Origin of the sequence: Streptomyces prasinopilosus (genome assembly GCF_001419695.1) — a bacterium.
Lineage (GTDB): Bacteria > Actinomycetota > Actinomycetes > Streptomycetales > Streptomycetaceae > Streptomyces > Streptomyces prasinopilosus.
In genome coordinates this window covers 1-5386 of the sequence record NZ_LIRG01000237.1, presented here as the reverse complement: position 1 = coordinate 5386, position 5386 = coordinate 1, and the positions used below count along the sequence as shown (strand labels likewise).

The window sequence follows — 5386 nt, the reverse complement described above, 5'->3', positions numbered from 1 at the left end:
CCCCGCGGGACCGTACCGCGGGGAGCCCGTCCGTCAGGGGGTCAGAACCCGGCGAGGGGATTCTTCAGGGTGCCGACCAGCTGGAGCGCGGCGGACGGGTCGGTGAGGTCGACCATCTGCCGGTTGTCGCGCAGCTGGAGCCGGTTGAGGCAGGACAGCGCGAACTCGGGCGCGAACAGGTCGTACCGGGCGAACTTGTCGCCGAGTTCGGGCACCGACGCCTGGTACTCGCGGGTGACCTCCGCGACCGTCCGCCAGAAGTCGTCCTCGGTGAGGACCCCCTCGGCGGCGAGGTCGGCGGCCAGGAAGCGGAAGAAGCAGTCGAAGACGTCCGTGAGGATCGACAGCAGCTTCTGGTCCTCCGGCACCTCCACGCGGACCCGGGAGACCTCCGGCGGCAGCACCGCGTCCGGGTCCATCACCGCGATCTCCTCGGCGATGTCCTTGTAGACCGCGCGGCGCACCACCCCGTCCTCCAGGACGAGGATCACGTTCTCGCCGTGCGGCATGTACACCAGGTCGTAGGCGTAGAAGCTGTGCAGCAGCGGGGTGTAGTAGGCGCGCAGGTAGTGCCGCAGCCACTGGACCGGCGGCAGGCCGGACCGCTCGATCAGGGCGCCCGCGAAGGACCTCCCCTCGTGGTCCACGTGGAGCAGCGAGGCCATCGTGGCGAGGGACTCGCCCTCCCGCAGCGACGCCACCGGGCTCTCCCGCCACAGCGCGGCCAGCATCTTGCGATACGGCGAGGAGCGGTCGGTGGCCTTCTCGTACTCCAGGTGCCGGTAGCCGACCGCGGCCCGCTCCCGGATGATCGTCAGTCCGGTGGAGCGCAGCACCGGGTCGTTCTCGATCAGCCGGGCCAGCCAGTCGTTGATCGCCGGGGTGGCCTCCATGTACGCGGCCGAGAGCCCGCGCATGAAGCCCATGTTGAGGACGGACAGGGCCGTCTTCACATAGTGCCGGTGCGGGTTCGACCGGTTGAAGAAGGTGCGGATGGACTGCTGGGCCAGGTACTCGTCGTCGCCCTCGCCCAGGCACACCAGGTGGCGGCGGGCGACCTCGGCGGCGAAGGTGACGGCCAGCTTGTTCCACCACTGCCAGGGGTGGACGGGGACGAACAGGTAGTCGGCCGGGTCGAGCCCCTGGTCCGTGAGCACCCGGTGGAAGCGCTCGACGGTGTCCCCGCCCAGCTCCTGGCGCAGGAACGACTCGTACTCGACGCCGGCGCCGGCGGTGAACGCCGCCCGGGAGCGGTGCGCGGCCAGCCACACCAGCCGCACCGGGTTCGCCGTCTCCGGCGCGTACGCCAGGTACTCGTGGACGCCGAAGCCGAGGCGCCCGTTGTTGGCGACGAAGCAGGGGTGGCCCTCGGTCATGCCGGTCTCGATCGCCTGGAAACCGGCGTCCACCAGCTCGGCCGAGGTGACGGCGGGCTTGGCCAGCTTGTAGCAGGTGCCGGAGAGGGTGGAGGAGATCTCCTCCAGGTACACCGGCAGGACCTCGTCGCTCAGCCCCAGCGACTTCTGCAGTTCGACGAAGAAGTCCAGTGCGGCGAGGGGGAGTTCGGTTCCGTCGCGGTGCCGGGTGAGGGAGGCGGCGGCGACCTGCCAGTGGTCCAGGGCGCGGCGCACGGCGGTGAAGCGGTACTCGGTCAGGGCGTCGTCGCTGCGCACGACGTACCCGTCCGCCCGCCGGGGGTCGGGCACCGGGGTGATCAGCCGCTCGTGGGCGAACTCGGCGAGCGCCTTGCGGATCAGCAGGCGGTTGGCCGTCTCCCAGTGCTCGGGGGTCAGGTGGTCCACGGCGCCGGCGGGGTGCGCGCCGGCGGGGCCCGTGCCGGCGGGGCTCATACGTCCACCCCCGTGGCCACCGCGAACCGTTCGCGGGTGCAGAAGCTCAGCAACGCCTTCTTCTCCGGTTTGTCGATCTCGCGTACGGGGACGAAGCCCACGGCCTCGTTCAGGGCCTGGACCGCCGTGTTGGACACGTCCGGTTCGACGACGACCCGCCGGGCGGCCGGGTCGGCGAAGATGTGGGCGAGGACGGCGGTGATCACGGCCCGGGTGAAGCCGTGCAGCGGGGTGCCGGCCGGCGCGACCAGGAAGTGCATGCCGACGTCGCCGGGCTCCGGCTCGTACAGCCCGGCCAGCTCGCGGTGGGCGGGGTCGTACGTCTCCATCAGGAAGGCGGGGACGCCGTCGTGCAGGCCCAGCAGGGCGTGGTGGTGCTCGTCGGCCGCGATCCGCAGGTACTCGCGCTCGACGTCCTCCGGCCGGGCGTCCTGCATCATCCAGAAGGCCGCCTTGGGGTGGGTGACCCAGGAGTGCAGCAGCCCGGAGTCCTTCAGCGGGTCGAGCGGGCGGACCCCGAAGGCGCCCAGCGCGGTCCGCAGGACGGTGCCGGTGCCGGCGCCTGTGCCGGTGGTGCTCATACGGTGAACTCCTGGAAGGCGATGGACTTCTCGACGGGGTAGTACTCGGTGCCGAGCAGCTCGCGGATGATGCAGCTGTTGCGGTACGGGCCCATGCCGAGGTCGGGGCTGGTGACGCTGTGCGTGTGGACGCCCGCGTTCTGCAGGAACACGCCCCGGCCGGTCACGTCGACGGAGTAGTTGCGGGCCACGTCGAACCGGCCGTGGCCGTCGAGGCGCAGGCGGTCCTGGATCGGGTCGAGGAAGGCCGGCCGCTCGTAGTGGTAGCCGGTGGCCAGCACCAGGCCCTCGGTGCGGATCTCGTAGTCCTTGTCCTGCTCGTCCTGGTGGAAGCCGAGCGTGTACGCGCCGTCCTCGTGGCGCGCCCCGGTCAGCGTGGAGTTGCTGATCAGCCGGGTGGGGACGGGGCGGCCGCCGCCGCTGACGTTCTTCTGGTACAGCAGGTCGAAGATCGCGTCGATCAGCTCCGAGTTGATGCCCTTGTACAGGCCCTTCTGCTCCTTCTCCAGCCGGTAGCGGGTCTCCTCGGGCAGCGCCCGGAAGTAGTCGATGTAGTCCGGGGAGGTCATCTCCAGGGTCAGCTTGGTGTACTCCAGCGGGAAGAACCGCGGGGAGCGCGTGACCCAGTTGAGCTGGTAGCCGTGGACGTCGATCTCGGAGAGCAGCTCGTGGTAGATCTCGGCGGCGCTCTGCCCGCTGCCGACGATCGTGACCGACTCCATCTCCCGCAGCTCCGCCTTGCGGTGCATGTACTGCGAGGTGTGGAACAGGCCGCCGTCCAGGCCCCGGCACACCTCGGGCACGAACGGCACGGTCCCGGTGCCGAGCACCAGCCGCCGGGCGCGGTAGGTGTCGCCCTCCCGCGTCCGCACGGCGTACAGTTCCGCCGCCTCGTCGTACGTCACCTCGGTGACGGTGGTGGAGAAGCGGATGCTGCTCAGCCGCGCGGCGGCCCAGCGGCAGTAGTCGTCGTACTCGACGCGCAGCGGGTAGAAGTTCTCGCGGATGTAGAACGGGTACAGCCGGCCCTTCTCCTTCAGGTAGTTGAGGAAGGAGTACGGGGACGTCGGGTCGGCGAGGGTGACCAGGTCCGACATGAACGGCGTCTGCAGGTGGGCGCCGTCGAGGAACATCCCGGCGTGCCACTCGAAGTCCGGCTTGGACTCCAGGAAGACGCCGTCGAGTTCCCCGATGGGCTCGGTGAGGCAGGCGAGGCCGAGGTTGAAGGGGCCCAGCCCGATGCCGACGAAGTCGTAGGCGGTGTCCGGGGCTTCAGGATGCGACGCGGTCAAGGGACTCTCCCAGGTACTGCTCGGCGTGGCCGGCGATCAGGTCGAGGACGGCGGTGATGTCGGCCGTCGTGGTCTCGGGGTTCAGCAGGGTGAACTTCAGGTAGTGGCGCCCCGCGACCTTGGTGCCCGCGACGACCGCGTCACCGGAGGCGAACAGGGCCTTGCGGGCGTAGAGGTTGGCGCGGTCGACGTGCGCGGGGTCGGTGACCGCGGCCGGCACGTACCGGAAGACGAGCGTGGACAGCGACGGCTCGACGACCACGTCGAAGCGCGGGTCGGCGTCCAGCAGCCGCCAGCCGTCCCGGGCCAGGTCGCAGACCTCGTCGAAGAGCCGGCCGATGCCGTCGGCGCCCATCACGCGCAGCGTCATCCACAGCTTCAGCGCGTCGAAACGTCGGGTGGTCTGCAGGGACTTGTCCACCTGGTTGGGGATGCGCTCGGTCACCATGCGGCGCGGGTTGAGGTACTCCGCGTGGTAGGTGGCGTGCCGCAGGGTGACCGCGTCCCGGACCAGGACGGCGGACGAACTCACCGGCTGGAAGAAGGACTTGTGGTAGTCGACGGTGACCGAGTCCGCGTGCTCGATGCCGTTGATGCGGTCCCGGTGCTTCAGCGAGGCGAGCAGTCCGCAGCCGTAGGCGGCGTCCACGTGCATCCACACGCCGTACTGCGCGCACAGTTCGGCGATCTCGGGCAGCGGGTCGATGGAGCCGAAGTCGGTGCTGCCGGCGGTGGCGACGACGGCCATGGGGACCCGGCCGTCCTCGGCGCAGCGCGCCAGTTCGCGGGCGAGGGCCACGGTCTGCATCCGCTGGTCGTGGTCGACGGGGACCGACACCACGGCGTCCGGTCCGAGGCCGAGCAGTTTCGCGGACTTCTGTACGCTGAAGTGGCTGACCTCGGAGGTGAGGACGCACAGTTTCGCGAGGTCCCGGGTCTTCGCCTCCTCGCGGGCCAGCAGCAGCGCCTGGAGGTTGGACTGGGTGCCGCCGGAGGTGAACACCCCGTCGGCGGCGGCGCCCAGGCCGNNCCCAGGTGTCCAGGGAGGAGTTGACGGCGGAGAGGACGGCCTCGCCGAGCACGGCCGGGATGACGACCGGGCAGTTGAGGTGGGCGAGGTAGCGCGGGTGGTGGAAGTAGACCGCGTCCCGGAGGTAGACGTCCTCCAGTTCGTCCAGCGCCGCGGTGGTGTCGTGCAGCGGCCGGTCGAGGTCGATCCGCTCGATGACGGGGGCGAGGGCGTCGACCGTGACGCCGGTGAACGGCCGCTGTGTGGTGGCGAGTTTGGCTGCCACCCGCTCGACTCCTTCGGTCACGGAGCGGCGGTATTGCTCCGCGGTGGTGTCGTTGAGCAGGTGCGAGCGCATGTGGGGGCCTCCGGTGGGGACGGTCCGGTGCGGGGAGGGAACGGGCGCGCCGCGGTGCGGCCCATTGTGACTTAGGTGAGCCTAACCTAATCAACAGTGTTTCATTCCCGCTGTCGCCGTGACCGTCCTCACTCCGTCACGAGGTGTGAAACGGGGTCAAGTGGAGTCACGGCCAAGGCTGTTGGCGCTGCTGACGCTCCGTCGGGAAGCGGCGCCGGTGCCCCGCGGAGACGATGCCGCGGCGGGCGGAGGGCGGGAGGGCCCGGCAGGCCCGGCCGGCTCGCGCTGCCTGGGTG

3 protein-coding genes and 2 pseudogenes are annotated in these 5386 nt (G+C 70.4%); all 5 read right to left on the bottom strand.

Annotated features, from left to right (window positions below; genetic code table 11):
• Window positions 1-41 precede the first annotated feature (41 nt).
• Window positions 42-1850, bottom strand: a complete 1809-nt coding sequence (locus AOK18_RS11370; protein WP_055694252.1) for an IucA/IucC family protein — start codon at window positions 1848-1850, stop codon at window positions 42-44.
• Window positions 1847-2431, bottom strand: a complete 585-nt coding sequence (locus AOK18_RS11365; RefSeq protein ID WP_055694251.1) for a GNAT family N-acetyltransferase — start codon at window positions 2429-2431, stop codon at window positions 1847-1849. The genes AOK18_RS11370 and AOK18_RS11365 overlap by 4 nt, the downstream gene beginning before the upstream one ends.
• Window positions 2428-3723, bottom strand: a complete 1296-nt coding sequence (locus AOK18_RS11360) for a lysine N(6)-hydroxylase/L-ornithine N(5)-oxygenase family protein (RefSeq protein WP_055574544.1) — start codon at window positions 3721-3723, stop codon at window positions 2428-2430. Before AOK18_RS11360 ends, AOK18_RS11365 begins: the two co-directional genes overlap by 4 nt.
• A pseudogene (locus tag AOK18_RS11355) lies at window positions 3704-4751 on the bottom strand (pyridoxal phosphate-dependent decarboxylase family protein); the annotation flags it as partial. The pseudogene AOK18_RS11355 and the gene AOK18_RS11360, both read right to left, overlap by 20 nt.
• A gap of 2 nt (window positions 4752-4753) precedes the next feature.
• Window positions 4754-5039, bottom strand: a pseudogene (locus tag AOK18_RS34165) (pyridoxal-dependent decarboxylase); the annotation flags it as partial.
• Window positions 5040-5386 lie beyond the last annotated feature (347 nt).

Excerpts from the sequence above, each read along its gene's own strand:
- AOK18_RS11370 (WP_055694252.1), bottom strand. The coding sequence starts at position 1,850 with ATGAGCCCCGCCGGCACGGGCCCCGCCGGCGCGCACCCCGCCGGCGCC.
- AOK18_RS11365 (WP_055694251.1), bottom strand. The coding sequence starts at position 2,431 with ATGAGCACCACCGGCACAGGCGCCGGCACCGGCACCGTCCTGCGGACC.